The following is a 26,733-nucleotide window of genomic DNA, read 5'->3' on the forward strand; positions in this document are numbered from 1 at the left end:
GTGCACGACGCAGGCGGGACATGTAACAAGCCTTGTCTTAAAACTGTCACCTTTCGGTCATAGGATTGACCCTGATCTGCCATTTTCCCTCAAGGATGATTCAGCCATGCGTCGTGTCGTGTTCAACCAGAAAGGCGGTGTAGGCAAGTCCAGCATCGCCTGCAACCTGGCCGCTGCCAGTGCCGCCGAGGGTTATCGCACCCTGCTGGTGGACCTCGACCCCCAGGCCAATGCCACCTATTACCTGACCGGCCTGGTCAACCAGGACATCCCGGCGGGCATCGCCGACTTCTTCCGCCAGACCCTCGCCCCCGCGCCGGCCACCGGCAAGAAGCACCGCGTGGCCATCACCGAAACCCGCTACGCCAACCTGCACCTGATCACCGCCAGCCCCGACCTTGCCGACCTGCAAGGCAAGCTGGAGAGCAAGTTCAAGATCAACAAGCTGCGCAAGTTGCTGGTGGAGCTGTCGGCGGACTACGAGCGGATCTACATCGACACGCCACCGGCGCTGAACTTCTACACCTTCAGCGCCCTGGTGGCCGCCGAGCGCCTGCTGATCCCCTACGACTGCGACAGCTTCTCGCGCCAGGCGCTGCTCAACGTGATGGCCGAGGTCGATGAACTGCGCCAGGACCACAATGCCGCGTTGCAGGTCGAAGGCGTGGTGGTCAACCAGTTCGCCGGGCGTACCGCCCTGCACCAGACCCTGGTCGACCAGTTGCGCGGCGAAGGGCTGCCGGTACTGCCGGTGTATCTGAGCAACTCGATCAAGATGCGCGAGTCCCATGAAGCGGCGGTGCCCCTGGTGCACCTGGCGCCGCGCCACCGGCTGGCGCAGGAGTTTGTCGAGTTGCTGGATGTGCTGGAGCGGGCGGCGTGAGGGGGGGTGTGGGCGGTAGTGGTCGGCTTGAGGTCGCGTGTGGGCGGGCAGGTGTAGGACGATAGCTTTGCAGCGCTCTTGAGATCGAGCGCCGCGCGGGCGGCGCTCGATCTGATAGGCGCTGAAGATGTCGAGCCGAACATACTGCAGCCCCTACCACCGCCGCCCCTGGTCACGCTCACCGCTACCACCGCTGTAACGCGTGTCCTGCCCGCCCTGGATATTCGACCGACTACTGGAAGAGCTGCCATCGCTGTAGCGCGTATCCTGCCCACCCTGAATATTCGCCCGGCTGCTGGAAGAGCGGCCATCGCTGTAGCGCGTGTCCTGCCCACCCTGGATGTTCGAGCGGCTGCTGGAAGAACTGCCGTCGCTGTAGCGCGTATCCAACCCACCCTGAATATTCGAGCGGCTGCTGGAGCGGCGCCCGTCGCTGTAGGTGGTATCGAAGCCGCCCATGATATTGGCGCGGCTGGTTGAGGTGGTGCCGTCGCTGTAGCGGCAATCCTCGCCGCCGTGGATGTTCTTGCGGCAGCTGTCGGCCAGGGCCGAGGCGCACGGCAACGCCAGCAGCAATGCGGCCAGTAGCAGATGGGTGGGTTTCATGGCAGTCCTTGTCGGCAAATTACATTCAGCATCACGCGGCCTGCATGTATCCACCAAGGCTCGCTAAAGCACAAGTGTTTCGAGCAGGCCAATCGCCACTAGATGGCACTCGCTGTTGACGGGCATGCAGATTTACCCACCCGAGCCTCTGTTCAGCACAAGACAAATCGTTATAAGATAACGTTTCATTTGACATTCATTCCTGCCTGCGACCCCTTGCCGATGACCAGCGCCACCGCTTCCCCCACCCTGCTCACCCAGCGCCTGCAGAGCATCGATGCCCTGCGCGGCCTGGTGATCCTGTTCATGCTGCTCGACCACGTGCGCGAAACCTTCTTCCTGCATCGCCAGGTCAGCGACCCGATGAGCATCGACGTCACCGACCCCAGCCTGTTCGCCAGCCGCACCCTGGCCCACCTGTGCGCGCCGGTGTTCGTACTGCTGACCGGGCTGTCGGCCTGGCTTTACGGCGAGAAGTACCAGGGTCGTAGCGACGTCTCGGCGTTCCTGTTCAAGCGCGGGCTGTTCCTGGTGGCGCTGGAGTTCACCATGGTCAACTTCGCCTGGACCTTTCAACTGCCGCCGAGCGTGATCTACCTGCAGGTGATCTGGGCCATCGGTATCAGCATGATCGCCCTGTCGCTGCTGGTGTGGCTGCCGCGCCCGGTGCTGCTGGCACTGGGTGCGCTGATCGTGGCCGGGCACAACCTGCTCGATGGCCTGAATTTTGGCCCGGAGTCGGCGCTGCACGTACCCTGGGCGATCCTGCATGACCGTGGCTGGCTGCAAGCGACCGACAGCCTGCGCCTGCGCACCTCCTACCCGGTGCTGCCGTGGATTGGCGTGATCGCCCTGGGTTATGGCCTGGGTCCGTGGTTTGCCCGCACCAACAATGCCGCCGAGCGCCAGCACCGTTTGCTGTTGGCCGGCACCGCCGCACTGCTCGGTTTCGCCGTGCTGCGCCTGCTCAACGGCTACGGCGAAGCGCCGTGGAGCAGCTACCCGAGTGTCACGCAAACCCTGATGAGCTTCTTCAACATCACCAAATACCCGCCGTCACTGCTGTTCCTCGCCCTGACCCTGGGCACCGGCCTGTTGCTGCTGCGCGGCTTCGAGCGCGCAGGTTGCGCCCGCTGGATCAGCATGCTGGCGGTGTTCGGCGCCGCGCCGATGTTCTTCTACCTGCTGCACCTGTATGTGCTCAAGCTGCTGTACCTGGCCAGCGTGGCACTGTTCGGTCTCAACCATGGCGACTATTTCGGCTTCGACGGTATTGCCGCGGTGTGGCTGAGTGCTGTGCTGCTGGCGGCGGCGCTGTACCTGCCGGTGCGTGGGTTCGCCCGCCTTAAAGCACGCCGGCGCGACATCGCCTGGCTCAAATACCTGTAAAGGCGTTTTCACCCGGCGGGTGATGGTCTACCATGCCGCCCGCCGGTTTCCACTCGGAATTAATAGGGAATCCCCAGGCCGCCACACGCGCGCCAAAGGGAACTGCCCCCGCAACTGTAGGTGCCGAGCCCGCGCCATCGATGCCACTGGACCTTGTGTCCGGGAAGGCTGGCGCAGGGCCAGGACGCACCAGTCAGGAGACCTGCCGGCACATGTTCACCAACCGGCGGGGTGTCCGGGATGGCCATCCGTTAGTTGCCTCGGGCGCCCTGCCCGAAGCCTGGCGATGCCTGTCCGTGCTCATTCCGTGCACCCTTCGACAGGAGATCGCCCGACCATGCTGCCCCGTATCGCCACCCTGCTCGCCGCCATGTCGCTGACCGGCCTGGCCCAGGCCGCCGCCACGCACTACCCGCTCACCGTCGAAAACTGCGGCGTGCCGCAAACCTTCGCCCAGGCGCCCGCGCGCGCCGTGACCATCGGCCAGGCCGGCACCGAGATGCTCTATGCGCTGGGCCTGGGCGACAGACTGGCTGGCACCTCGCTGTGGTTCAACAACGTGCTGCCCGAGTTCAAGACGCAGAACGACAAGGTCGAGCGCCTGGCCGACAACGACCCCAGCTTCGAAGCGGTGGTGGGCAAACGCCCGCAACTGGTGGCCGTACAGTTCGAATGGATGGTCGGCGCCCAGGGCGTGGTCGGCACCCGCGAGCAGTTCGCCGAGCTGAATATCCCCACCTACCTGCTGCCGTCCGACTGCGAAGGCAAGGACAACCTGGTCGGCGCCGACGGCACCCGCCTGCAGCCATTCAAGGTCGAGACCATCTACAAGAGCGTCAGCCAGCTGGCCGAGATCTTCGACGTGCAGGACCGTGGCACGGCGCTGAACGCGCAACTCAAGGGCCAGCTGGAGCATGCTAAACAGCAACTGGCCGGCAAGGATCTTTCCGGCACCAGCGCACTGTTCTGGTTCTCCAGCGCCGACCTTGAGATCGACCCCTACGTCGCCGGCCGCCAGGGCGTGGCCGACTTCATGCTGCAGACCCTGGGCGTGCGCAACGTGGTCGAGTCCAGCGAAGAATGGCCCACCGTGGGTTGGGAAACCCTGGCCAAAGCCAACCCCACCTGGCTGATCATCGCCCGCATGGACCGCCGCCGCTTCCCCGCCGACGACTTCCAGAAGAAGCTCGAATTCCTGCGCAGCGACCCGGTAACCAAGAACATGGACGCCGTGAAAAACGGCCGCATCATCGTCCTCGATGCCGACGCCATGCAGGCCGGCATTCGCCTGTTCCGTGGCCTTGAGCGGTTGTCCGCAGCCTTCGCCAGCGGCCAAGCGCCACAACCATGAGCCGCCTGCTGCCCCTCGCCATTGCCGCGCTGGCCGCCCTGCTGCTGGCCATGCTCGCCGGCATCGCCATCGGCGAAACCCGCCTGAGCATCGACCTGGTCTGGCAGGTGCTGGCCAACCAGCTGTGGCAGGCCGGCCACGCCCTCGACCCGATCGACGCCGGCATCGTCTGGAACTATCGTCTGCCGCGCACCCTGGTCGCCGCCGCCTGCGGCGCGGGCCTGGCCACCTGCGGCGTGGTGCTGCAGGCGTTGCTGCGCAACCCGCTGGCCGAGCCCTACTTGCTGGGCCTGTCCGCAGGCGCCTCGACCGGCGCCGTGGCGGTCGGCCTGCTTGGCCTGGGCGGTGCAGCGCTGTCGCTGTCCGGCGGCGCCTTCATCGGCGCGCTGGCGGCGTTCGGCCTGGTGCTCTTGCTGTCGCGCGCCAGCGCCAGCAGCCACAACAACGCCCAGGTGATCCTGGCAGGCATTGCCGGGTCGCAACTGTTCAACGCCCTGACCGCCTTCCTGATCACCAAGTCGGCCACCGCCGAGCAGGCACGCGGCATCCTGTTCTGGCTGCTGGGCAACCTCAGCGGCGTGCGCTGGCCGTCGGTGTGGCTGGCACTGCCGGTGGCCGTGCTTGGTCTTGCGGTGTGCCTGTGGCACCGCCGTGCCCTGGACGCCTTCACCTTCGGCGCCGATTCCGCCGCCTCGCTGGGCGTGCCGGTACGCCGCACCCAGCTGCTGCTGATCAGTTGCACGGCGCTGGTGACCGCGGTGATGGTGTCGATCGTCGGCGCCATCGGTTTCGTCGGCCTGGTCATCCCCCACGCCCTGCGCCTGCTGCTCGGCCCCGGCCACAGCCGCCTGCTGCCGGCCAGCGCCCTCGGGGGCGCGCTGTTCCTGATCGTCGCCGACATCCTTTCGCGTACCCTGATCGCCGGCCAGGTGATCCCCGTGGGCGTGGTCACCGCGCTGATCGGCGCACCGGTGTTTGCGCTGATCCTGGTCAGCCGCCGGGGGCGCCCATGACCGTGATCAATTCGCTGCAAGTCGCCCCGCTCGCCTGCCAAGGCTTGAGCCTGCGCCTGGGCGAGCGCCAGGTGCTGCAGGGTATCGACCTGGCCGTGCGCCCCGGTGAAACCCTCGGCATCGTCGGCCCCAACGGCTCGGGCAAATCCACCCTGCTCAAGCTGCTCGCCGGCCTGCGCACGCCCACCACGGGCAAGGTGCACTTGCTCGGCGAACCCTTGGCGACACTGCCACGCCGGCGCATCGCCCAACAGCTGGCACTGGTCGAGCAACAGGCCGACACCCAGGACGCCATCAGCGTCTTCGAAGCCGTGGCACTGGGTCGCACGCCCTGGCTGTCGGCACTGGCCCCCTTCGGCAAGGCCGACCGCGCCATCGTCGAACAGGCCCTGACCGACGTCGACGCCAGCCACCTCAGCCAGCGCATCTGGCGCGAGCTGTCCGGTGGCGAACGCCAGCGCGTGCACATCGCCCGCGCCCTGGCCCAGCGCCCGCAACTGCTGCTGCTCGACGAGCCGACCAACCACCTGGATATCCAGCACCAGCTGAGCCTGCTGCAACAGGTCCAGGCCCTGCCGGTGACCACACTGGTGGCCCTGCACGACCTCAACCAGGCGCTCACCTGCGACCGCCTGGCCGTGCTCGACCAGGGCCGCCTGGTGGCCCTCGGCAAGCCCGAAGCCGTGCTCACCCCAGAGCGCCTGCTGAGCACCTTCGGCGTACACGCCCACTACCTCACCGACCCCTTCGACGGCGCGCGCATCCTGCGTTTTCGCGCCCCCTGAACCAGGAAGTTCCGCCCATGCCGCCCCGCACCGCCGCCCTGCTGCTTGCCGCCTTGCTGACCACCACCGCCACCCAAGCCGAGGTGTTCGAAGTGAAGATGCTCAACCGCGGCGCCGAGTGGGCGATGGTCTACGAGCCGGACCATCTGCGCATTGCCCCGGGCGACACCGTGCGCTTTCTGCCGACCCAGGCCGGGCACAACGCCGCGAGCATTCCTGGCCTGCTGCCGGCAGGCGCCGAAGCGTTCAAAAGCAAGCTCAACCAGCCGTTCGAATACACCTTCAGCCAGCCCGGGCTGTATGGCATCCAGTGCATCCCGCACCTGGCGATGGGCATGGTGATGCTGGTGCAGGTGGGCGAGCCCACGCCGGCGCAGTTGCCAGACGCCCTGCCCGCCCGCGCGGCCAGCCGCCTCGCCGCGCAGCTGCAAAAGCTGGAGGCCGGGCAATGAAACCGCTGTTCATCGCTTTGCCGCTGCTCGGCCTCAGCCCGCTGGCCCTGGCCGAGTCCGCCCAGTCCAAGGCCAATGGCATCGTCGAAGACAGCAACTGGAGCCTGCTCAACCGCACCGTCTACGACCAGCGCGACTACCGCAACGGCGGGCGCAACAGTGCCGCGCGCAACGCCTACAAACCCCGCCCCGAACGCAGCGGCAAGGCCGAGGAATGGGCCTATGGCCTGATGGGCACCCTCAGCTCCGGCTTCACCCAAGGCCTTATCGGTGTGGGCGTCGATGCCCACGCTTACCTTGGCGTGCAGCTCGACAGCGGCGGCGGCCGCGCCGGCAAGGCGCGCCTGCTGGCCATCGACAACGACGGCCACCCCAAGCGCGAATACAGCCGGGGTGGCGCGGCGGTGAAACTGCGCGCATCCAACACCGTGCTGGCCTACGGCGAGCAGCGGGTCAAGACCCCGGTGTTCAGCTCGTCGGACAGCCGCCTGTTGCCCGAGACCTTCACCGGCTGGTTCCTCACCAGCAACGAGATCGACCGGCTCAAGCTGGTGGCCGGGCACTTCAACGAAGGTACCGACCGCAATGCCTCCAGCCACGATCAAGGCTTCGTGGTGAACTACTCCAACGGCCGCCAGGGCGACAGCTTCGACCTGGCCGGCGCCGTGTGGAACCCGACCGCCAACGTCAGCGCCAGCCTGTACAGCTCCCGCTACCAGGACACCTGGAACCAGCACTACCTCGGCAGCACCCTCAGCCACGCCTTCGACGACCGGCGCAGCCTGAGCCTTGACCTCAACCTGTACCGCACCACCGACACTGGCAAGGCCCTGTCCGGGCGTATCGACAACACCACCTGGAGCCTGGTCTCGCGCTACGCCCAGGGCCCGCACGCGTTCAGCCTGGGCTGGCAGCAGGTGGACGGCAACACGCCGTTCGACTACGTCAGCCGCGGGGCGATCTACCTGGGTAACGCCGTGCAGTTGTCGGACTTCAATGCGCCGAACGAGAAGTCGTGGCAGGCCAGGTATGACCTGAACATGGGGGCCTATGGCGTGCCGGGGTTGAGCCTGACGGCGTTGTATGTGCGCGGGTTTGATATCGATGGCACGCATGTGGATCCGCGTGGGGGGTATGCGTATCTGGGGTATGGCAAGGATGGCAAGCACTGGGAGCGGGACCTGGAGGCGCGCTATGTGGTGCAGAGTGGGGCGGCCAAGGGGGTGGCGGTATCGGTAAGACATAACGTGCACCGGGGGGATACGGCACAGGCGGAGTTGGATGGGGATCAGGTCAGGGTGGCGGTGGAGTGGCCGATCAGCGGGGGGTTCTGAAGGTCCTTTGACGACCGGATGTGGGCCACAAGGTGCAGGGCGACAGGTTTGCAGCGCTCTTGAGATCGAGCGCCGCCCGCGCGGCGCATCGCTGGCAAGCCAGCTCCCACATCTGTTTCGGGCCAGTCACTCCTGCATGGTCATCACTGTCCGCCTTGTTGGTTCGACTCACTATTGAGGTGGGCACCACTGGCGCCTCGCCCGACTTGAGACATGCACCAAGGCGGGCAGCGGTACCCTCACAGGCATAATTGGCCCGAAACAAATGTGGGAGCTGGCTTGCCAGCGATGCGCCGCGCGGGCGGCGCTCGATCTCATAGGCGCTGCAAAAACACCGGCGAACCTCAGCGAACCTCACCGCCTGCGCCGCAGGTAGCTCTCCAACGGATCCTTGCTCAACCCTTCCTGGGCCTGGGCCACCGAGGCGATGAACAGCGAGAACAGCTCCGACTGCTTGGCGATGTCCAGCTTGCTGTACACATGCTTGCGGTGGGTCTTGACCGTGTCTTCGCTGATCCCCAGCCGTTCGGCCAGCGAGCGGATGGAGTGCCCGCGCAGCATGTACTGGGCCACCAGGCACTCGCGCTCGGTCAACAGCGACGAGCCGAACTGGGTCAGCGCGGCGTTGATCTGGCGCCCCAGCGCACTTTCGAAGCGCCCTCCCAGCGCATCCGCATCCAGGTCCCCCCAATGCCGGCGCACCACGGCCAGCACCCAAGGGGCGATGCGCTTGAGTTCGTCGACCTGCTGCCGGCCCAGGCGGCGGGTACTGGCCAAGGCCACGGCGATGGTCAGCTTGGGCCCCAGTGGCACGATGTAGTTCAGCTCATCCTCAAGCCGCGCATGCTGGTAGAACGACACGTAATATTCGCTGCGCTTGAAGTGGTCCGGTGCCACATCGCTCAGTCGGTAGCAGCCAGGGGCAATGCCCTCGATGCAGGCCCGGTAGAACGGGCACAGCAGGTAGAAGCCTTCCAGGTACTTGCCGATGCTGCCCTCGGGCATCCACGGCCCCTCCTCGTCCCGTTCGAACAAGGCCGAAGGCAGCCCTTGATGGGGGAACAGGAACACGGTGATGGCGTGGGAAGGCGCCAGGTAGTTCAGCGCGGCGAACAGCGACTCGACGAACGCCGACGTGCCGATGCAATCGACCACGTGGGCGATCTGCTCGAACCACTCCGCGGATTGAAGGCGGTCTCTGCTCATCTGCTTGCTTGCCTCTTGAATCGGAAAAAGCCGTTGCATCGCTGCAACGGCGTTTCCCATCTTTCCATGCCCGGGGCGGGCTCACCAGCGCGCAGTAGCGCAGGGGTCAGCGCGCCGCCCAGGCATTGAAGCGCTCTTCCAGCTCTTCGCCGTGGTCGACCCAGAACTCGGCGTTCACCAGCTGGGCCTCGGCCAGGTTGGCCGGGGCCGTTGGCAGTTGCTGCTGGATGTCTGCCGGCAGTGCATTGACCGCATCGGTACGCACCGGGCCGTAGGGAATGTGGCTGGAGAAGGTTTTCTGCGTGGCGGCTTGGCTGGCGAAGGTGATGAACTGCTGCGCCAGCTCCTTGCTCTTGGAGCCGCGCACGATGGCCCAGTGGTCCGGATCGTACAGGCTGCCTTGCCAGACGATGCCAAGCTTGGAGCCGTCCTTCTGCGCCGAGGCGATGCGCCCGTTGTAGGCGGCGGACATCACCACGTCACCGGCCACCAGCCATTGCGGCGGTTGCGCGCCGGCCTCCCACCACTGGATGTTCTGCTTGATCTGGTCGAGCTTTTTGAAGGCCCGGTTGACGCCCTCTGGAGTGCCCAGCACGGTGTACAGGTCCTGGCGTGGAACGCCATCGGCCAGCAGCGCGACCTCGAGGGTGTACTTGGCGCCCTTGCGCAGCCCGCGCTTGCCCGGGAAGCGCTGGGTGTCCCAGAAGTCCGCCCACGACGTCGGCCCATTGGCGAGCTTCTGGGTGTTGTAGGCCAGCACCATGGACCAGACATAACTGGCCACGCCGCACTCGCTCACGGTACCGGGCAGGTAGTTGGCCTGGTCGCCCAGCAGGGCCGGGTCGATGCGCTCGAACAGGCCCGCCTCGCAGCCGCGGATCAGCTCGGGGCTTTCGACCTCCACCACGTCCCAGGACACATGGCCGACATCGACCATGGCCTTGACCTTGGAAAGTTCGCCGTTGTATTCGCCGGCCACTACCTTGCCTGCCCCGCTCTGCTCGAAGGGCTGGAAGTAGGCGGCCTGCTGCGCGGCCTTGGTGGCGCCGCCAAAGGAGATGACGGTGAGGCTGGAAGTGCCGGCAAGGGCGGGAAGACTGGCAGCGGCGAGCACTGCAAGGCTGAGTGACGCGGTGATGGTACGCATGGAAACTCCCTCACGATTTATGGTTGTGTGTATCGAGGCAGTTGGGCCAGTCGGCCCGAGCCCGCAGTGCCCGGGGGGATGCGGGGGGATTTCTTGTTGTGGGTGGTTCCTGGTGCATGACAAGACAGCGGTAGCGCCTATGAGATCGAGCGCCGCGCGGGCGGCGCTCGATCTCCCAGGCGCAACACATCCAAAGGCAAACACCTCCCAGCCCCAACCCCTTACCGCAACTGGAACCAGGTGGTCTTCAACTGCGTGTACTTGTCGAACGAGTGCAGCGACAGATCGCGGCCGAACCCGGACTGCTTGCCGCCACCAAACGGCACCGTGGTATCCAGCGCATCCATGGTATTGACCGAAACCGTACCGGCCTTCAGCGCCTTGGCCACACGGTGGGCGCGGTTGAGGTTGTCGCTCCACACCGACGCGGCCAGCCCATAGATGCTGTCATTGGCCAACTGCACCGCCTGCTCTTCGCTGTCGAACGCGCTGATGGCCAGCACCGGCCCGAAAATTTCATCGCGGGCCAGGCGGCTGTCGCTGCTGACGTTGCCGAAAATCGTCGGCGTGATGAAGTTGGAAGAACCATTGAAGGTCAGTTGCTCGCCACCGCTGAGCAACGTCGCGCCCTCCTCGCGCGCCTGGCCGATCGCCCGCACGATGCGCGCGGTCTGCTCGCTGTCGACGATCGCGCCAGCGGCACTGGCCGGGTCGAGCGGGTCGCCCGGCAGCCAGGCCTGAGCCTTGGCGATCACCCGTTCGACGAACTCGTCGTGGATCGAGCGCTGCACGTACAGGCGCGAGTTGGCCGAGCACACCTCACCCTGGTTGAAGAAGATGCCGAACGCGGCCTTCTCGGCGGCCAGGTCAAGGTTCTGGCAATCGGCAAACACCAGGTTCGGGCTCTTGCCGCCGCACTCCAGCCACACCTGCTTGAGATTCGACTGGGCCGAGTACTGCATGAAGTACTTGCCTACCTGGGTGGAGCCGGTGAACACCAGGCAATCGACGTCCGGGTGCAGCCCCAGGGCCTTGCCGGCCTGCTCACCCAAGCCCGGCACCACGTTCAGCACGCCCTCGGGGATGCCCGCCTCCAGTGCCAGCTGGCCGAGGCGCAGGGCCGAGAACGGCGACTGCTCGGCGGGCTTGAGCACCACGCTGTTGCCAGCGGCCAATGCCGGCGCCAGCTTCCAGGCGGCCATGTCCAGCGGGAAGTTCCACGGCACCACGGCGGCAATCACGCCCAAGGGTTCGCGGGTGATGGTGGCCAGCGCATTGGCGGCCGTGGGCGCGACCTGGTCGTAGACCTTGTCCAGCGCCTCGCCGTACCAGGCGAACACCCCGGCCGCGCCGGGCACGTCGATGTTGTAGGCATCCATTACCGGCTTGCCCATGTTCAGCGAGTCCAGCAGCGCCAGTTCTTCGCGGTGCGCCAGCAGCAGGTCAGCCAGCTTGATGAGGATTTTCTTGCGCTGGGTGGGGGCCATGCGCGCCCAGGGCCCTTGCTCGAATGCGCGGCGGGCGCTGCGCACGGCCAGGTCGACTTCGTCTTCAGCGCAGGCCGCCACCCGGGCGAGCAACTGGTTGGTGGCCGGGTTGATGGCGTTGAAAGTCGCCCCCGAGGAGGCCTTCACCGAGTGGCCGCCAATCAGGGCGGTGTCGATGAATGTTTGGCGGTTGGCCCGCTGTTGCCAGAAGGAAAGGTCGAACACGCTGCGCTCCCACATCGACCGCGTTCGCGGTCAGTTGTTATTGATGTGAGCCGATGGTGCGCCACTCTGGACGGCGGGAAAATTAGTAAAAATGTTCTCCAGACCTATGAAAAAACTCTCTAGGCGATCAGTCAGGCAACTGATAGCGCTCGGCAAAGTACTGGCGGAAGAACTCCACCGCCACCCGCACCTTGGCCGAGCCGGCCAGCGGCGCGGTGTACACCGCCCAGATGTCCGCCGCCTGCTGGTAGTCGGGCAGCACCTGCACCAGCCGCCCGTCCTCGATGCTGTCGTGAACATCCCACCATGAGCGCAGCAGGATGCCCCGCCCGTCCAGGCACCACTGGTGCGCCACCTCGCCATGGTTGCTCGACAGGGCGCCGGTCACCCGCACGCTCTCCTCGCCTTGCGGGCCTTCCAGGTGCCACAGCCCGAACGGGTGGTCGCGCTCCTTGATCACCAGGCAGTCATGGCTGGCCAGGTCGGCCAACACCTTGGGCGTGCCCCGCTCGGCCAGGTAGCCGGGCGCTGCGCACAGCACCCGGCGATTGCGCGCCAGCGGCTTGGCGATCAGGTGCGGGGCGATGACGTTGCCGACGCGGATGTCCAGGTCCACCCCTTCGGCGATCAGGTCCACCAGGCGGTCGTGCACGTCCAGGCGGATGTCCAGCCGTGGGTAGCGCGCCGCCAGCTCCGACAAGGCCGGCGCCACGAAGCGCCGGCCCAGGCCCAGGCTGCTGGCGATGCGCAGTTGCCCGGCAGGCTCGCGCTGGCCGGCATTGAGGTCGTCGCCCATGCGTTGCAGGGTCTCGAAGATCTGCTGCGCCCACTGGTAGACCCGCTCGCCCTCTTCGCTCACCGTCACCCGCCGGGTGGTGCGGTGCAGCAGGCGCACCCCCAGGCTCTCCTCGAGCAGGCGGATGCGCTTGCTGACGAACGCCGCCGACATACCGCGCTCGTCCGCCACGGCGGCAAAGCTGGCGCGGCGCGCTACCTGCAGGAAGATATCGAGGTCGTCGAGGTTCGGCAGATTATTCACGATTCGTGCACCAAGAATTGATCGAATAGCGGATTATCTCCGCAGCGCGCCCTTATAGCATGAGTGCATCCTCCCTGAACACGAGATGCGCCCCCATGAGCAAGACCTTCAAAATCGCCGCCATCCCCGGTGACGGCATCGGCAACGAAGTCCTCCCGGAAGGCATCCGCGTGGTCGAGGCCGCCGCCCGCAAGCACGGCCTGAACCTTGAGATCGAATTCTTCGAATGGGCCAGCTGCGACTACTACCTGGCCCACGGCAAGATGATGCCGGACGACTGGTTCGAGCAGCTCAAGGGCTTCGATGCCCTGTATTTCGGCGCCGTCGGCTGGCCGGACAAGGTCCCGGACCACATCTCGCTGTGGGGCTCGCTGCTCAAGTTCCGCCGCGACTTCGACCAGTACGTCAACATCCGCCCGGTGCGCCTGTTCCCCGGCGTGCCCTGCCCGTTGGCGAACAAGCAGCCAGGCGACATCGACTTCGTGGTGATCCGCGAGAACACCGAAGGCGAATACTCGTCGCTGGGTGGGCGCATGTTCGAGAACACCGAGAATGAATTCGTCCTGCAGGAGTCGGTGTTCACCCGCCGTGGCGTCGACCGCATCCTCAAGTACGCCTTCGAAGTCGCCCAGACCCGCGAGCGCAAGCATGTCACCTCGGCCACCAAGTCCAACGGCATGGCCGTGAGCATGCCCTACTGGGACGAGCGCACCGCCGCCATGGCCGCGCACTACCCCGAGATCAGCTGGGACAAGCAGCACATCGACATCCTCTGCGCGCGCTTCGTGCTGCAGCCGGAGCGCTTCGACGTGGTGGTGGCTTCCAACCTGTTCGGCGACATCCTCTCCGACCTGGGCCCGGCCTGCGCCGGCACCATCGGCATCGCGCCGTCGGCCAACCTCAACCCTGAGCGCAAGTTCCCGTCGCTGTTCGAACCGGTGCATGGCTCGGCGCCGGACATCTACGGGCAGAACATCGCCAACCCGATCGCGATGATCTGGTCGGGTGCACTGATGCTCGAGTTCCTCGGCAAGGACGGCGACGACGCCCGCTACCAGGCCGCCCACGACGACATCCTCAAGGCCATCGAAACCGTGATTGCCAATGGCGACACCACCCGTGACATGGGCGGCAGCCGTTCGACCCAGGACGTGGGCAAGGCGATTGCCGAGTTGCTCGGCGCCTGACCTTTCGGCACCTTCGCGGGTAAACCCGCTCCCACAAGGCTTGCACGACCGTTGTAGGAGCGGCCTTGTGCCGCGAAAGGGCTGCGCAGCGGCCCCGGCGGTCTTGCAGTGTCACTCAGATCCCGGAGCTGCTAAGCAGCCCTTTCGCGGCACAAGGCCGCTCCTACAGGAAGACAGTTGCTCCCACAGGTCTAGTGCAAGCCTTGTGGGAGCGGGTTTACCCGCGAAACAGGCGAAACCAATCATCCGGATTGTCCGACGATTCTATTGCCACTCGCCCAGATTCAATGCAGAATCTGTTAACTAAAAGATATTTGTCATCTAATAGTTAACAGAAAGGAAAAACAACACCCGATACGGACTTCCCAACGCCTGACTCCAACTACAAAAAAAATGCCCCTGGAGACAATTGATGTCCCCCAACAATAAAAAGATTGATGTGTTCCTGATTGCCGTGAGCCTGGTTGCCGTGCTGCTCACCGTGATCGGCCTTGCTGTCTTCCCCGCGCAAGCGGAAAGCCTCGCCAACCAATTGTTCGAAGTGGCCACCCGCACCTTCGGTACCAGCGTGCAGGTCCTGGTGTTCGGCAGCTCGCTGGCGGTGCTGTATCTGGCCTTCAGCAAGTACGGCAACATTCGCCTGGGTGCCGGCAAGCCGGAATACTCCACCACCACCTGGGTGTTCATGTTCATCTGCGCCGGCATGGGTTCCTCGACCCTGTACTGGGGCGTGATGGAGTGGGCCTACTACTACCAGACCCCTGGCCTGAACATCGCGCCGATGTCGGCCCAGGCGCTGGAATACAGCGTCAGCTACTCGTTCTTCCACTGGGGTATCAGTGCCTGGTCGATCTACGCCCTGGCCTCGCTGGCCATGGCCTACCACTTCCATGTGCGCAAGAAGAGCGGCCTTAACCTGGCGTCGGTAATCGAAGCAGTCACCGGCTTCAAGGCCACCGGCCCGGTCGGCCGCGCTGTCGACCTGATCTTCCTGCTGACCATGATGGGCGCGCTGACCGTATCCCTGGCGCTCACCGCCTCGACCCTGACCCGTGGCCTGGCGGACCTGGCCGGCACCCCCAACACCTTCACCGTGCAACTGCTGGTGATCGGCGCGGTGGCGCTGCTGTTCTCGCTGAGCTCGTACATCGGCATCGACGGCGGCCTGCAGCGCCTGTCGAAGATGGTCTGCGTCGGTGCCCTGCTGTTCGCCGCCGTGGTGCTGCTGGTCGGCCCGACCCAGTTCACCCTGAACAACACGGCCAACTCCATCGGCCTGATGCTGCAGCACTACGTGCAGATGAGCCTGTTCACCGACCCGGCCGGCGACGGTGCCTTTACCCGCAACTGGACGGTGTTCTACTGGCTGTGGTGGGTGTCCTACGCGCCGGGGGTGGCCATGTTCGTCGCTCGCGTGTCGCGCGGGCGGTTGATCAAGGAAGTGGTATTCGCCCTGCTGCTGGGCGGCAGTTTCGGTTGCTGGTTCTTCTTCGGCGCGCTGGAAAGCTACAGCATGCACCAGTTCATCAACGGCCAGATCGACGTGCCCAAGCTGCTCAGCACCGCCGGTGGCGAAGCGGCGGTGACCGACCTGCTGCTGGCCCTGCCGTGGGGCACGCTGTTCCTGGCGGCGTACCTGTTCATCATGGCGGTGTTCTGCGCCTCGCACATGGACGCCGCCGCCTACGCCGTGGCCGCCACCAGCACCCGCAACCTGCGTGAAGGCGAAGACCCGAGCCCCACCCTGCGCCTGTTCTGGTGCGTGGTGCTGACCCTGGTGCCGCTGGCCATGCTGTTCGCCAAGGCGTCGCTGTCGACCATGAAGACCGCCGTGGTGCTCACCGCGATCCCGTTCATGGTGATCCTGCTGGTGAAGATCTACGGCTTCTTCAAGTGGCTGGCGGCCGACTACGGCCAGGTGCCGGCGTACCGCATCGAGGAAGAGGCCACCCGCCTGGCGGGTGAGGAGCCGCAACAGCAAGCGCCACGCAGCGCGGCGGCGGTGCACTGAAACGAAAACCTGTGTCGCCCTATCGCCGGCAAGCCGGCTCCCACAATGTCCGCAGCGCTACATGACCCTGTGGGAGCCGGCTTGCCGGCGATAGGGCCACAATCAGCAACCTTGAATTCAGCTCCATTCAAATTTTTTTGCCCAACTTGTTAACCAATAGATACGCGTTAACCAATAAGAACCGAGATAGAGCCATGAACGATTTCAAACGCCTGCCCGTCGATTTCTGTGCCAACCCTGAAGTGGCCTACACCTTGCCGGCCAAGTTCTACACCCAGGCCGCGGTGTTCGAGCACGAGAAGGAAGCGATCTTCGCCCGCAGCTGGATCTGCGTCGGCCACCGCAGCGAAGTCGCCGAGAAGAACGCCTACATCACCCGCCAGGTGATCGGCGAAAGCATCATCATCGTGCGTGGCCGCGACGACGTGCTGCGCGCGTTCTACAACGTCTGCCCGCACCGTGGCCACCAGTTGCTCGAAGGCAGCGGCAAGGCCAAGAACGTCATCACCTGCCCGTACCACGCCTGGGCCTTCAAGCTCGACGGCGAGCTGGCCCACGCCCGCAACTGCGAGAACGTCGCCAGCTTCGACAAGGACAACTCCAGCCTGGTGCAGCTGCGTGTCGAAGAGTACGCAGGCTTCCTGTTCATCAACATGGACAACGACGCCGCGCCCGTGGAAGACCAGCTGCCAGGCCTGCAAAAGCGCATGCGCGAAGCCTGCGCGGTGATCGACGACCTGCACCTGGCCGCACGCTTCGTCAGCGACACCCCGGCCAACTGGAAGTCGATCGTCGACAACTACCTGGAGTGCTACCACTGCGCCCCGGCCCACCCCGGTTTCTCCGACTCGGTGGACGTTGGCCAGTACAGCCACAGCCTGCACGGCAACTGGACCCTGCAGTACGGCCTGGCCAAACCTTCGGAGCAGTCGTTCAAGTTCGATGAATCGGTCAAAGACCCCTCCTTCGCCGGCTTCTGGGCCTGGCCGTGCACCATGTTCAACGTGCCGCCAGGGGCCAACTTCATGACCGTGATCTACGAGTTCCCGGTCGATGCCGAAACCACCCTGCAGCATTACGACGTGTACTTCCTCAACAAGGACATCACCGAAGAGCAGCAGAAGCTGATCGACTGGTACCGCGAAGTGTTCCGCCCGGAAGACCTGCGCCTGGTCGAGAGCGTGCAGAAGGGCCTGAAATCCCGCGGCTACCGTGGCCAGGGCCGGATCATGGTCGATGCCCAGCGCAGCGGCGTCAGCGAGCATGGCATTGCCCACTTCCACAACCTGATCGCCGTCGCCCACCTGGACGACTGAACCACCCCCGTTAGCTGTCCCGCCCCGCGCCAGGGCCTGGCGCGGGGCTTCGTTGTCGAGGTATGCCATGGCCAAACAATACGAAATGTTCAAGGTGCGCGTGACCGACGTGGAGCAGGCTACGCCGCAGATCAAGCGCTTTACCCTGGCCCGCAGCGACGGCGCCGCCCTGCCCGCTTTCACCGGCGGCAGCCACGTCATCGTGCAGATGCAGTCGGCCTGCGGCAGCCAGTTCAGCAATGCCTATTCGCTGATGAGCGACCCGCGCGCACTGTCCAGCTACCAGATCGGCGTGCGCCTGGAAGAGCAGTCCAAGGGCGGCTCGGCGTTCATGCACCAGCAGGTCGAAGTGGGCAGCGAGCTGACCATCTCCACCCCCAACAACCTGTTCGCCCTCGACCCCGGCGCCGGCCGCCATGTGCTGATCGCCGGCGGCATCGGCATCACGCCGTTCCTGGCGCAGCTGCATGAGCTCGAAGGCAGCAGTACGCCCTACGAGCTGCACTACGCCTTCCGCGCGCCCGAGCACGGCGCCTTCCAGGGTGACCTGCAAAGCGGCCCCCATGCCGACAACACGCGGTTCTACATCGACAGCCTCGACCGCAAGCTCGACCTGGCCGCCCTGTGCGCCGGCCTTGCCGACGATGCCCACCTTTACGTATGCGGGCCCAAGCCGCTGATCGACGCAGTGATCGCCACCGCCGCCGCCGCCGGCATCGCCGAGTCACGGGTGCACTGGGAACAGTTTGCCGCAGCAGCACCGGCCGCAGGCGCCGCCTTCACCGTGGTGCTGGCCCGCTCCGGGACCGAGCTGCACGTCGAGGAAGGCATGACCATCCTCCAGGCCATCGAAAAATCCAAGGCCGCCAAGGTCGAGTGCCTGTGCCGCGAAGGTGTGTGCGGCACCTGTGAAACGGCGATTCTCGAAGGCGAGGCCGAGCACTTCGACCAGTACCTGAGTGATGAGGAAAAGGCCGCGCAGCAGACCATGATGCTCTGTGTGTCGCGGGCAAGGTCGGCACGCCTGGTGTTGGACCTCTAGTACGGGCACAGAAGGATAGCGGCCTGCGATCGCAGGCCGCGGCTACCTGATAGTTTTGCCAGTTGTGCCCTGACCTTGGCGGTTCTACCTTTGGCCTGTCGCAGTCATCAATAGCCAGAGCTCGCCATGCCAACCTCAAGTCCCCCCCGCCCCATGACGACCTTGCTGGCGACGAACACGCCTGGGTCGGTGCTGCGGTACCTTGCCGATCGGCAACCAAAGACGATCTCTTACACTGCCTTCGGCCACCGGCTGCCTGGTTTGGCGTCAAGCCTTGGGTTCAACGGCCAGTACCTCGATCAACTAAGTGGCTGTTACCTTCTAGGCAATGGCTACCGGGTATATCACCCTCTATTCATGCGTTTTAATTCGCCGGACAGCCTCAGCCCATTCGGGGCCGGAGGGGTGAATGCATACGCCTATTGCGCAGCAGACCCGATCAATCGGACTGACCCTACTGGGCATATGTTCAGGCTGTTCAAGTTCCTTACACGTACTGGCAGCCAAGAGATGTCGAACGTAGTCGCGAATTCTCAGCATGACCCGCAGCTACCATCCTATGAGTACTGGGAGCGTGTTCATCCAGAACGAATGACCCCTGCCAATCCTAAAGCCGACAAGAAGAGAGAGCGCAAGATTCAAAACCTCAGCGACCGAATCGCCCGACTTGAGGTAAAGCGAGATACGTATACCGGGGCAAGGGCGGATCCCGTTTACTACGGGATACAGATCACCAACGCATCCAATAAGCTCCAACGCCTCGTAGCTGAACGCCCCAAATTGACGAACCCACATCTATACACAGACGAACAAGCTCAATCTCACCGGGCAACCTTCGGCTATTTCTACAGAGAGAACGTCAACAGGCTACCGGACTACGCCTCTGTAATCAGGGAAAGTCAATCAACAACAGAAGAATCAGCACCGCCAGCCTGCGCCCCGTAAACCTGATCGCTCGTGGCAGTGGCGTGAAGGCGTCGGTCCGTCGGTACGATTTGAGCTGCGACCAGCGGTGGCCCCGTTCCGAATTCACTTTGCGGAACTCCTGCCCTGCCTTGGCGCTCTCAACAACATGCAGTAATACCCTTGGTCTTACCGTCGCGGAGGATTCACCATGCGCCACTTACTGCTTGTTCCCTCGCTGCTGCTTCTGCTGCCTGCCGGTGCCGCCCTGGCCAAGGTCGATGCCGGTGATGTCGCCACCTCCGCGGGGATCTCCGCGTCGCTCTACTCGACCTTCAAGGACGACAAACGGATCATCCCCGCCCAGGACGAGCTGACCGCCTTCATCGCCAGCGGCGGTGCCATCCGTGGCGCTTACCTGGAGTCGGCGTTGGCGCAGGCACGCCAGGCCAACCCAGGCCTGCAGGCCAGCGACGAGGAACTGGCCAGGGCGCTGCTGTCGCAGGATGACCCGGTCGCGCATCACTGACCTGCACCTGCAAAGGGGCCGCTCTGCGGCCCAATCGCCGGCAAGCCGGCTCCCACGCTCGAGGTGGGGACAACTGTCCAACTGTAGGAGCGGCCTTGTGTCGCGAAAGGGCCGCAGCGCGGCCCCAGGATTTCAGCGTGAAAACAGAAATCGCCGGGGCTGCTTTGCAGCCCTTTCGCGACACAAGGCCGCTCCTACAGCGGACGTGCAAACTCGTTGTATGGGGTTTGCCGGCGGTTGCGCCTTTCAGGCAAACGCTGAACAGGCCTCGCGCATGACCTGCCAGGTTCGCGCATCCGCCGGCACCAGATGCTCGATGCGCAATGACTCGACCGTAATGTCCTGAGGCATGCCAAAGGTAGTGAAGGTCGACATGAAGGTCAGCTCGCCCTGTGGCGACGCCAGCCGCGTCAACAGCAGCGGCGGCAATACGCCTTGGGCAGGTTCAAGCTCGCCTGGCAGCGCCATCTGCGCCAGGCGCTTTGCCAATACCGGATTGCTCAGCGACTCCTGACGGGCACGGTGCCAACCCACCGCACGAATCTCTTCGGCATTGAGCAAATGCTCACCCAGCCCGCCGGGCGCAAACAGCATGGCCAGCATGTTCAACCCTTCCACCTGCGACGGCGGCAATCCGAGCAAGGCAAACAGCGCGGCCGTCGCACTATTGGCCGCCAGCACGTCCCAGTTACCGTCGATGACGATTGCCGGTGCGGGGTTGTTGGCCTGCAACAGGTGCTCCATGGCATCGCGCACGGCCGCCAGCGCCGGGGCATCCAGTGGCGAGGCCTGGTAACGCGGCGCAAGGCCCGCGGCGAGGAACACCTCGTTGCAGCGCTCCAGTGGTGCATCCAGCGCGCTCAGCAAGGCATGCAGGGTGGCAATGCCTGGCCGCGCCCGACCGGTTTCGATACAACTGAGGTGACGCTGCGAAACACCGGCACGCAGGGCCAACTGCATCTGGCTGAGCCCGGCCTGGCGGCGCAACTGGCGCAGCGGCGAACCTGCGGTGGACGTTGGCCGGGTGGGGTGAAAGGTGGAAATGTCCATGGGCTGAGCCTGCGAATGTTCAGGTGAGTCGTCCATGACCTCTGAGGTCATTGCTGGGCTGGGACCCTATCACTAGTGTTCGGGCATCGAAACCACCTCGGAGCTCCCACCATGCGCAAACCCTGGCTGGCACTCGCCACCCTGATCGCCTTGACCCTCTACACCTGCTGGACCATGGCCCATGCCGAACAATCGTTGCTGGCCTTCGGGCTGCAACTGATCAGCAGCCCGGACACTCTGCAGGTGGTCATCGACCTGTACCTGATGGCGGCGCTGGCCTGCCTGTGGATGTGGAGCGATGCCCAGCGCCATGGGCGCCCGGGGCGCAGTGTGCTGCCCTACTGCCTGCTGACCCTGGTGTTCGTTTCGATCGGCCCGCTGCTGTACCTGGTCGTGCACGGGTTCAGAGGCCATCGGCCATGATCACGGTGTTCGCCGCCAGTGTGTTGCTGCTGTTCCTCAAGATGCTGGCGATCTCCTGCTACCAGGGGTATTACCGCTTGCGTCACCTGACCTTCGTCAACGCCGAGGATGCCGCCGTGCTGGGCCGCACGGCCGCGGCCCAGGAGCGCCCCGAAGTACGCCGCGCCGCCCAGGCCTGGGCCAATGACCTGGAGAACATCCCGCTGTTCTTCGTGCTCGGCGGCCTGGCAATCACCCTGCACACACCTGAGCTGCCGACCATGATGTTGTGCGCATTGTTCACCGCTGCCCGGCTGGCCCATACCCTGGCCTACCTGGCGGCCTGGCAACCCTGGCGCACACTGGCATTTGCCGTTGGCCTGGGCTGCCTGCTGGGGCTGGCCGGGATGATCGCCGCCCGCCTGTGCTAGCGCTGCCGCGCCAGCAGGAAGGCGCCCAGCCCCAGCACCGGCAAAGCCGCGCCCAGCAACGCCACGCCCGCCCAGCCGAAGTGCGCATACACCCCGCTGGCCAGCGCCGAACCCACGGCCCCGCCCAGGAAGATGCTGGTCATGTACAGCGCATTGAGGCGCCCGCGGCTGGCGGGGTCGAGCGCATAGACCTCGCGCTGGCCGATTACCATGTTCATCTGCACCGCAAAGTCCAGCAGCACCCCGGTCAACCCCAGGCCGATCACGCTCATGCCCGGCGTGGTCAGGCCCAGCAGCAAGGCCAGCGGCGCCAGCCCCATTGCCAGCAACGACGCCTGTCGGCCATGCCCGGCATCCGCCAGGCGCCCGGCCAGCGGCGCGGCCACCGCACCTATGGCACCGACCAGGGCGAACAACGCGATCTGGCTTTGCGACAGGCCATGCTCTGCGGCCAGGGCCAGCGGCACCGCTGTCCAGTACAGGCTGAAGGCGGCGAACATCAGCGCCTGGTACAGCGAGCGCTGGCGCAGCAAAGGGTAGCGGCGCAACAGTACCAGCAGCGAGGCCATCAGCCCGGCATAGCTGGCCTTGTGCTCGGGCTCCCGGCGCGGCAGTGTCAGGGCCAGCAACAGGATGATCGCCAGCATCACCCCCGCCGCGCCGATGAACACCATGCGCCAGCCGAAATGATCGGCCACCAGGCTCGACAACGGCCGGGCCAGCAGGATGCCCAGCAACAGGCCACCCATGATGTTACCCACCACCCGGCCGCGCTGGTGCTCGGGCGCCAGGTGCGCAGCCAGCGGCACCAGCATCTGCACCGCCACCGAACTGAAGCCGATGAGCAAGGCATAGGCCAGGAACAGCTGGCCCTGGCCATGGCCGCTGTTGCCGGCCAGCAGCAGGCTGACGGTCGCCAGCACTGCGGTGGCGATCATCAGCTTGCGGTTTTCCACCAGGTCAGCCAGCGGCACCAGCAACAGCAGCCCGAGGGCGTAGCCCAGCTGGGTCAGCGAGACGATCCAGCTGGCGTGCGCAGCGGACAGGCCCAGGTCAGGCGCGATCAGCCCGACGATGGGCTGGGCGTAGTAGATGTTGGCGACGATGGCGCCGCAACAGAAGGCCAGCAGCGTCACCAGGGCGCGGCTCAGGCCGGGCGCTGACGGCTGGGCGACAGCGACGGAAGCATTCATGGGGGTAGCCTCGCTAAACGATGGAGAAGTGCGGGCATGGTGCCGGGAAGCAGCGAGCGGCAGAATCCATCGGCAACGCAACAAGGCTTTGCGCCCTGCGCAACGGCTAGCGCGTCAGCAAGCGCTCGCAGAACGCAACGAACGCCTTCACCCGCCGCGACCCTCGGTGGTTGGGCAGGTATAGCGCGTTGATGGTGGCGCTGGCAGCGCCCGGGCTCACCTGCCAGTCGGCGAACAGCCGTTGCAGGCGCCCGGCCGCAACATCCTCGCGCACCAGCCAGTCGGCCAGCAGCGCCACGCCGCTGCCGGCGATGGCGGCCTCGCGCAGCAGGTCGGCGTTGGCGCTGCGCAACGGGCCGGTAACGTCCAGCTCCAGGCGCTGTTCACCTTGCTGCAAACGCCAGGGCCGGGCCGACTGGCCATAGCGAAAGCGCAGGCAGGCGCGGGTGCTCAGTTGCCGTGGGTCGTCCAGCGCGGGGCCTTGTGCCACATAGGCCGGGCTGGCCACCAGCCAGCGCTCGAACTGGCCCAGCCGACGACACACCAGCTCGTCGCTGGGTGCGGGTTCGCCGAGACGGATGGTCAGGTCATAGCGGCCATCGAGCAGGTCATCGAAGCGGTCGCTGAGGTCGATGTCCAGTTCCAGGCCTGGATGGCGGGCCAGGAAGGCGCCCAGGTGCGGGGCGACCACCCGCCGGCCGAACTCCACCGGCAGACACAGGCGCAGCACGCCGACGGGCTCCTCGCCACGGTCGGCGACGCTGGCATCGGCCTCGGCCAAGGCTTCGAGGATGTCGCGGGCACGCTGGTAGTAGGCGGCCCCGGCCTCGGTCAGGCTGACCTGGCGGGTCGAGCGGTTGAGCAAGGTGGCGCCCAGTTCGCTCTCCAGCGCATCGACCAGGCGCGTCACCGACGAGGTCGCCACCCCAAGCCTGCGTGCCGCGGCGGAAAACCCCTGGGCCTCGACGGTCGCGATGAACACCTTGAGCGCCAGCAGCTTGTCCATGGCAGTTTTCCTTGGGGCAAAGTCAGGAACCTTCCTACAATCAGGCCCTGGAATCAACCACGGACGCGCCCTCCATGCCTGACAACCTGTTCACCGCCCTGCCCGCCCTCGACCCACAGGCCAGCGAGCAGTTCGACGACCTGCTGCAACGCCCGGGCCTGCGCATCGAGCGCATCGTCTCCAGCGGCCAGGCCAGCCCGCCGGGCTTCTGGTACGACCAGGACGAAGGCGAGTGGGTGGTGGTGCTCAGCGGCAGCGCCGGGTTGCGCCTTGAGCACGAGACCGAGCCCCGTGTATTGCGCCCGGGCGACCACCTGGATATCCCGCCGCACTGCCGGCACCGGGTCGAATGGACCGAGGCCGGCGTGGCCACCGTGTGGCTGGCGGTGTTCTACCGCGGCTGAACCAAGGCGACCGGGGCTGGCGCGGCCTGCAGCCGATAGAAGCGCCACGGCAGCAACACGGCGGCCACGGCCAGGCCGCTGGCGAAACCGACCCACACCCCCACCGCACCCAAGGAGGAATGGAAGGCCAGCCAGTAACTGAGCGGCAGCGCCAGCAACCAGTAGCTGACCATAGTCACCCCCACCGGCCAGCGGTAGTCCTGCAGCCCGCGCAAGGCCCCCAGCGCGGTGGACTGCAGGCCGTCGGCCACCTGCATCGCGGCCACCACCACGAACATCGGCACAGCGATGGCGACCACCTGCGGGTCGTCGCTCATGGCCTCGGCGATGCGCCGGCCAAACAGCACCAGCAGCACGGTGGCCAGCAGCATCCATGCGGTAACGCTGACGAAGGTGGCGCTGCCGATGGCCCGGATGCGGGCGCTCTCACCACGGCCCTGGGCCTGGCTGATGCGGATGCTCACTGCCGCCGCCATGCCCAGCGGCAGCATGTACAGCAGCGCGCCGATCGAGTGCACCACCTGGTTGGCCGCCAGTGCGGCGTTGCCCAGCCAGCCGAGCATCCAGGCGGCGATCACCACCGCGCCGGCTTCGGCCAGGTAACCCATGCCCAACGGCCAGCCCTCGCCGAACAGCGTGCGCCAGCGCAAGCCGTGCCCGCGCGGCAGCTGGCGATAGCGCGCCAGCGACGGTGCCAGGCACCAGTAAGCCAGGGCCAGCAGCAGCGCCAGCGACTCGGCGAGCACCCCGGCGATCCCCGCCCCCACCAGCCCCAGCGTCGGCAGGCCGAAATGGCCATGGATCAGGCCGTAGCTCAGCGGGATGTTGAACAACACCGCGCTCATCACCAGCCATACCGCCACCCACGGGCGGCCAATGGCTTCCAGCACGTCCTTGAACACCACGATCAGGCAGTAGGGGATCAGGAACACCGCCATGGCCTGCCAATAGGGGGTCAGCAGCGCCACGTCCGGCAGAGGCACGCCCAGCCACTGCAGCAGCGGCAAGGCGGCCAGCATCGCCAGGCAGCCCAGGGTACCGATCAGCAACCCGTAGCCAAGGCCTGCGCGCAGGGTGCGCGCCACTGTCGCCGGGTCATCGGCGCCGAAGGCATGGCCGACGCGCACACTGAGGGTGGCGAGCATGCCATAGAGCCCCGCATGGAAAATCAGCCCGGCGCTGCTGGTCAGTGCCACGCAGGCCAGCACCACGGTGCCGAGCGAGGCCAGCAGCACGGTGTCGGTCAGGCTGATCAGCTCGGCAGCGGACAGGCCCAGCACCAATGGCAGGGCCAGGCGCAGCAAGCCTGGCAGCTCGGCAAGCCAGGAAACGGCGCTGTGCTTTACAGAAGCAGTCACGGTGAATACCTCGAATTGACATACGCCGCGTATGCTAATGCCATTTATTGACATACGCAACGTATGCTAATTTGCACGGCATCGCTTTCAGTTGGAGCCAGCCATGCCCACCTCTCGCCGTAGCCGTGCCGCCATGAGCGCGGACACCACCGAACGGCTGATCGCCGTTGCCCGTCGCCAGTTCACCGAGAAAGGCTTCAGTGCCGTGGTCATGGACGACCTGTGCGCCGAAGCCGACCTGACCCGTGGTGCCCTGCATCACCATTTCGGTGGCAAGGCCGGGCTGTTCACCGCGGTGGTGCAGAGCTTGCTCGATGAGATCAACCAGGCGCTGGATGTGCGCTACGCCACCCATGAAGACCCCTGGGAGGGGTACATCGACACCTGCCTGCACTACTACGACCTGCTGCGCGACCCGGCCCTGCGACGCATCCTGCTGCAAGATGCGCCGGGGGTGCTGGGCCTGCGCCTGCGCGAGCTGGAAGAGGCCAGCTATATCGGGCCCATGGCCCAGGGGCTGGTGGAGTTGCAGGAGGCCGGGCGGTTGCGGGCGTTTGACGCGGTGGCCATGGCGCATCTGATCAATGGGGCCATGGGCGATACCGGGATCTGGGTGGTGGCCCAGGATGATCCGCAGGCGGCGGCGGAGCGGGTCAAGGGGGCGCTGCGGTGTTTGCTGGAAGGGTTGCAGTGTTGAGGGGGTGAGTTGGGGCGGCCAGGTGCTTGCCGAAGGTTTTGCAGCGCCTATGAGATCGAGCGCCGCCCGCGCGGCGCATCGCTGGCAAGCCAGCTCCCACATCTGTTTCGGGCCAATTATGCCTGTGAAGGTACCGCTGCCCGCCTTGGTGCATGCCTCAAGTCAGGTGAGGCGCCAGTAGTGCCCACCTCAATACCGAGTCGAACCAACAAGGCGTACAGCGATGAAACAACAGGAGTAACTGGCCCGAAACAGATGTGGGAGCTGGCTTGCCAGCGATGCGCCGC

General features: G+C 65.5%; 25 protein-coding genes, 1 pseudogene and 1 riboswitch. Of the genes and pseudogenes, 17 read left to right on the forward strand and 9 right to left on the reverse strand.

Annotation, left to right across the window (positions count from 1 at the left end):
* Window positions 1–106 precede the first annotated feature (106 nt).
* Complete coding sequence (locus ABE459_RS11295; protein WP_323833543.1) at window positions 107–883, forward strand: ParA family protein; 777 nt, start codon at window positions 107–109, stop codon at window positions 881–883.
* Between the two features lie 153 nt (window positions 884–1,036).
* On the opposite strand, the gene ABE459_RS11300 is transcribed toward ABE459_RS11295, so the two are convergent.
* Window positions 1,037–1,489: a hypothetical protein gene (locus ABE459_RS11300; protein WP_323833545.1), complete on the reverse strand. Its 453-nt coding sequence runs from the start codon at window positions 1,487–1,489 to the stop codon at window positions 1,037–1,039.
* Window positions 1,490–1,711: 222 nt separating this feature from the next.
* Here ABE459_RS11300 and ABE459_RS11305 point away from each other — a divergent pair, with 222 nt between their 5' ends.
* The 6 genes from ABE459_RS11305 to ABE459_RS11330 all read left to right on the forward strand — a co-directional run bounded on the left by ABE459_RS11305 (window position 1,712) and on the right by ABE459_RS11330 (window position 7,813).
* A complete protein-coding gene (locus tag ABE459_RS11305; protein WP_323833547.1) occupies window positions 1,712–2,878 on the forward strand; it encodes a DUF1624 domain-containing protein in 1,167 nt (388 codons plus the stop codon).
* A 26-nt stretch (window positions 2,879–2,904) separates the two neighbouring features.
* Window positions 2,905–3,103: riboswitch (cobalamin riboswitch) on the forward strand.
* Window positions 3,104–3,215: 112 nt separating this feature from the next.
* Window positions 3,216–4,229, forward strand: coding sequence for an ABC transporter substrate-binding protein (locus tag ABE459_RS11310; protein WP_323833549.1), 1,014 nt, complete (start codon window positions 3,216–3,218; stop codon window positions 4,227–4,229).
* The gene (locus ABE459_RS11315; RefSeq protein WP_125464380.1) at window positions 4,226–5,242 is read left to right on the forward strand and encodes an iron ABC transporter permease; all 1,017 of its coding nucleotides are present in this window, start codon (window positions 4,226–4,228) and stop codon (window positions 5,240–5,242) included. Before ABE459_RS11310 ends, ABE459_RS11315 begins: the two co-directional genes overlap by 4 nt.
* Window positions 5,239–6,027: an ABC transporter ATP-binding protein gene (locus ABE459_RS11320; protein ID WP_323833551.1), complete on the forward strand. Its 789-nt coding sequence runs from the start codon at window positions 5,239–5,241 to the stop codon at window positions 6,025–6,027. Before ABE459_RS11315 ends, ABE459_RS11320 begins: the two co-directional genes overlap by 4 nt.
* Before the next feature lie 17 nt (window positions 6,028–6,044).
* Window positions 6,045–6,479, forward strand: a complete 435-nt coding sequence (locus tag ABE459_RS11325; RefSeq protein ID WP_323833553.1) for a pseudoazurin — start codon at window positions 6,045–6,047, stop codon at window positions 6,477–6,479.
* Window positions 6,476–7,813, forward strand: a complete 1,338-nt coding sequence (locus ABE459_RS11330; protein ID WP_323833555.1) for an OprD family porin — start codon at window positions 6,476–6,478, stop codon at window positions 7,811–7,813. The genes ABE459_RS11325 and ABE459_RS11330 overlap by 4 nt, the downstream gene beginning before the upstream one ends.
* 354 nt (window positions 7,814–8,167) lie before the next feature.
* Here the strand turns inward: ABE459_RS11330 and ABE459_RS11335 are convergent, their stop codons facing one another.
* From ABE459_RS11335 to ABE459_RS11350, 4 genes are all read right to left on the reverse strand, one after another.
* The gene (locus ABE459_RS11335) at window positions 8,168–9,019 is read right to left on the reverse strand and encodes a helix-turn-helix transcriptional regulator (protein WP_110992827.1); all 852 of its coding nucleotides are present in this window, start codon (window positions 9,017–9,019) and stop codon (window positions 8,168–8,170) included.
* 106 nt (window positions 9,020–9,125) lie between these two features.
* Window positions 9,126–10,166, reverse strand: coding sequence for an ABC transporter substrate-binding protein (locus ABE459_RS11340; protein WP_110992826.1), 1,041 nt, complete (start codon window positions 10,164–10,166; stop codon window positions 9,126–9,128).
* A gap of 221 nt (window positions 10,167–10,387) precedes the next feature.
* Window positions 10,388–11,878 carry an aldehyde dehydrogenase gene (locus ABE459_RS11345; protein WP_323833228.1) on the reverse strand — a complete coding sequence of 497 codons (1,491 nt, stop codon included), beginning with the start codon at window positions 11,876–11,878 and terminating at the stop codon, window positions 10,388–10,390.
* A gap of 127 nt (window positions 11,879–12,005) precedes the next feature.
* On the reverse strand, window positions 12,006–12,917 hold the full coding sequence (locus tag ABE459_RS11350) for a LysR substrate-binding domain-containing protein (RefSeq protein ID WP_125464386.1): 912 nt from the start codon (window positions 12,915–12,917) through the stop codon (window positions 12,006–12,008).
* A gap of 95 nt (window positions 12,918–13,012) precedes the next feature.
* Here ABE459_RS11350 and ABE459_RS11355 point away from each other — a divergent pair, with 95 nt between their 5' ends.
* From ABE459_RS11355 to ABE459_RS11380, 6 genes and pseudogenes are all read left to right on the forward strand, one after another.
* Complete coding sequence (locus ABE459_RS11355) at window positions 13,013–14,104, forward strand: tartrate dehydrogenase (protein WP_323833226.1); 1,092 nt, start codon at window positions 13,013–13,015, stop codon at window positions 14,102–14,104.
* Window positions 14,105–14,516: 412 nt separating this feature from the next.
* Complete coding sequence (locus tag ABE459_RS11360; protein WP_125858942.1) at window positions 14,517–16,115, forward strand: BCCT family transporter; 1,599 nt, start codon at window positions 14,517–14,519, stop codon at window positions 16,113–16,115.
* 194 nt (window positions 16,116–16,309) lie between these two features.
* On the forward strand, window positions 16,310–17,431 hold the full coding sequence (locus ABE459_RS11365) for a ring-hydroxylating oxygenase subunit alpha (protein ID WP_323833224.1): 1,122 nt from the start codon (window positions 16,310–16,312) through the stop codon (window positions 17,429–17,431).
* A 67-nt stretch (window positions 17,432–17,498) separates the two neighbouring features.
* Window positions 17,499–18,473, forward strand: a complete 975-nt coding sequence (locus ABE459_RS11370) for a PDR/VanB family oxidoreductase (RefSeq protein ID WP_346648029.1) — start codon at window positions 17,499–17,501, stop codon at window positions 18,471–18,473.
* Between the two features lie 225 nt (window positions 18,474–18,698).
* Window positions 18,699–18,944 (forward strand): annotated as a pseudogene (locus ABE459_RS11375) (RHS repeat-associated core domain-containing protein); the annotation flags it as partial.
* Between the two features lie 643 nt (window positions 18,945–19,587).
* Entirely contained in the window at window positions 19,588–19,905 is a 318-nt protein-coding gene (locus ABE459_RS11380) for a DUF2388 domain-containing protein (protein WP_125464391.1), read from the forward strand.
* A gap of 246 nt (window positions 19,906–20,151) precedes the next feature.
* Here the strand turns inward: ABE459_RS11380 and ABE459_RS11385 are convergent, their stop codons facing one another.
* Window positions 20,152–20,955 carry a helix-turn-helix transcriptional regulator gene (locus ABE459_RS11385; protein ID WP_223277146.1) on the reverse strand — a complete coding sequence of 268 codons (804 nt, stop codon included), beginning with the start codon at window positions 20,953–20,955 and terminating at the stop codon, window positions 20,152–20,154.
* A gap of 111 nt (window positions 20,956–21,066) precedes the next feature.
* On the opposite strand from ABE459_RS11385, the gene ABE459_RS11390 reads away from it, so the two are divergent.
* Both ABE459_RS11390 and ABE459_RS11395 read left to right on the forward strand, forming a co-directional pair.
* Window positions 21,067–21,378, forward strand: a complete 312-nt coding sequence (locus ABE459_RS11390; RefSeq protein ID WP_125464393.1) for a DUF2834 domain-containing protein — start codon at window positions 21,067–21,069, stop codon at window positions 21,376–21,378.
* Window positions 21,375–21,788: an MAPEG family protein gene (locus tag ABE459_RS11395; protein WP_125464394.1), complete on the forward strand. Its 414-nt coding sequence runs from the start codon at window positions 21,375–21,377 to the stop codon at window positions 21,786–21,788. Before ABE459_RS11390 ends, ABE459_RS11395 begins: the two co-directional genes overlap by 4 nt.
* On the opposite strand, the gene ABE459_RS11400 is transcribed toward ABE459_RS11395, so the two are convergent.
* Complete coding sequence (locus ABE459_RS11400) at window positions 21,785–22,981, reverse strand: MFS transporter (protein WP_125464395.1); 1,197 nt, start codon at window positions 22,979–22,981, stop codon at window positions 21,785–21,787. The genes ABE459_RS11395 and ABE459_RS11400 overlap by 4 nt on opposite strands.
* Before the next feature lie 106 nt (window positions 22,982–23,087).
* Window positions 23,088–23,987: a LysR family transcriptional regulator gene (locus tag ABE459_RS11405; RefSeq protein ID WP_125464396.1), complete on the reverse strand. Its 900-nt coding sequence runs from the start codon at window positions 23,985–23,987 to the stop codon at window positions 23,088–23,090.
* A 74-nt stretch (window positions 23,988–24,061) separates the two neighbouring features.
* On the opposite strand from ABE459_RS11405, the gene ABE459_RS11410 reads away from it, so the two are divergent.
* Entirely contained in the window at window positions 24,062–24,391 is a 330-nt protein-coding gene (locus ABE459_RS11410; RefSeq protein ID WP_125464397.1) for a cupin domain-containing protein, read from the forward strand.
* Here the strand turns inward: ABE459_RS11410 and ABE459_RS11415 are convergent.
* Window positions 24,379–25,749, reverse strand: a complete 1,371-nt coding sequence (locus ABE459_RS11415; protein ID WP_189654476.1) for an MATE family efflux transporter — start codon at window positions 25,747–25,749, stop codon at window positions 24,379–24,381. The two genes, ABE459_RS11410 and ABE459_RS11415, sit on opposite strands and share 13 nt — an antisense overlap.
* Before the next feature lie 103 nt (window positions 25,750–25,852).
* Between ABE459_RS11415 and ABE459_RS11420 the strand changes: the two genes are divergently transcribed.
* On the forward strand, window positions 25,853–26,446 hold the full coding sequence (locus ABE459_RS11420) for a TetR/AcrR family transcriptional regulator (protein WP_125464399.1): 594 nt from the start codon (window positions 25,853–25,855) through the stop codon (window positions 26,444–26,446).
* Window positions 26,447–26,733 lie beyond the last annotated feature (287 nt).

The sequence above is a fragment of the Pseudomonas sp. TWI923 genome (assembly GCF_039673365.1).
Classification (GTDB): domain Bacteria; phylum Pseudomonadota; class Gammaproteobacteria; order Pseudomonadales; family Pseudomonadaceae; genus Aquipseudomonas; species Aquipseudomonas sichuanensis.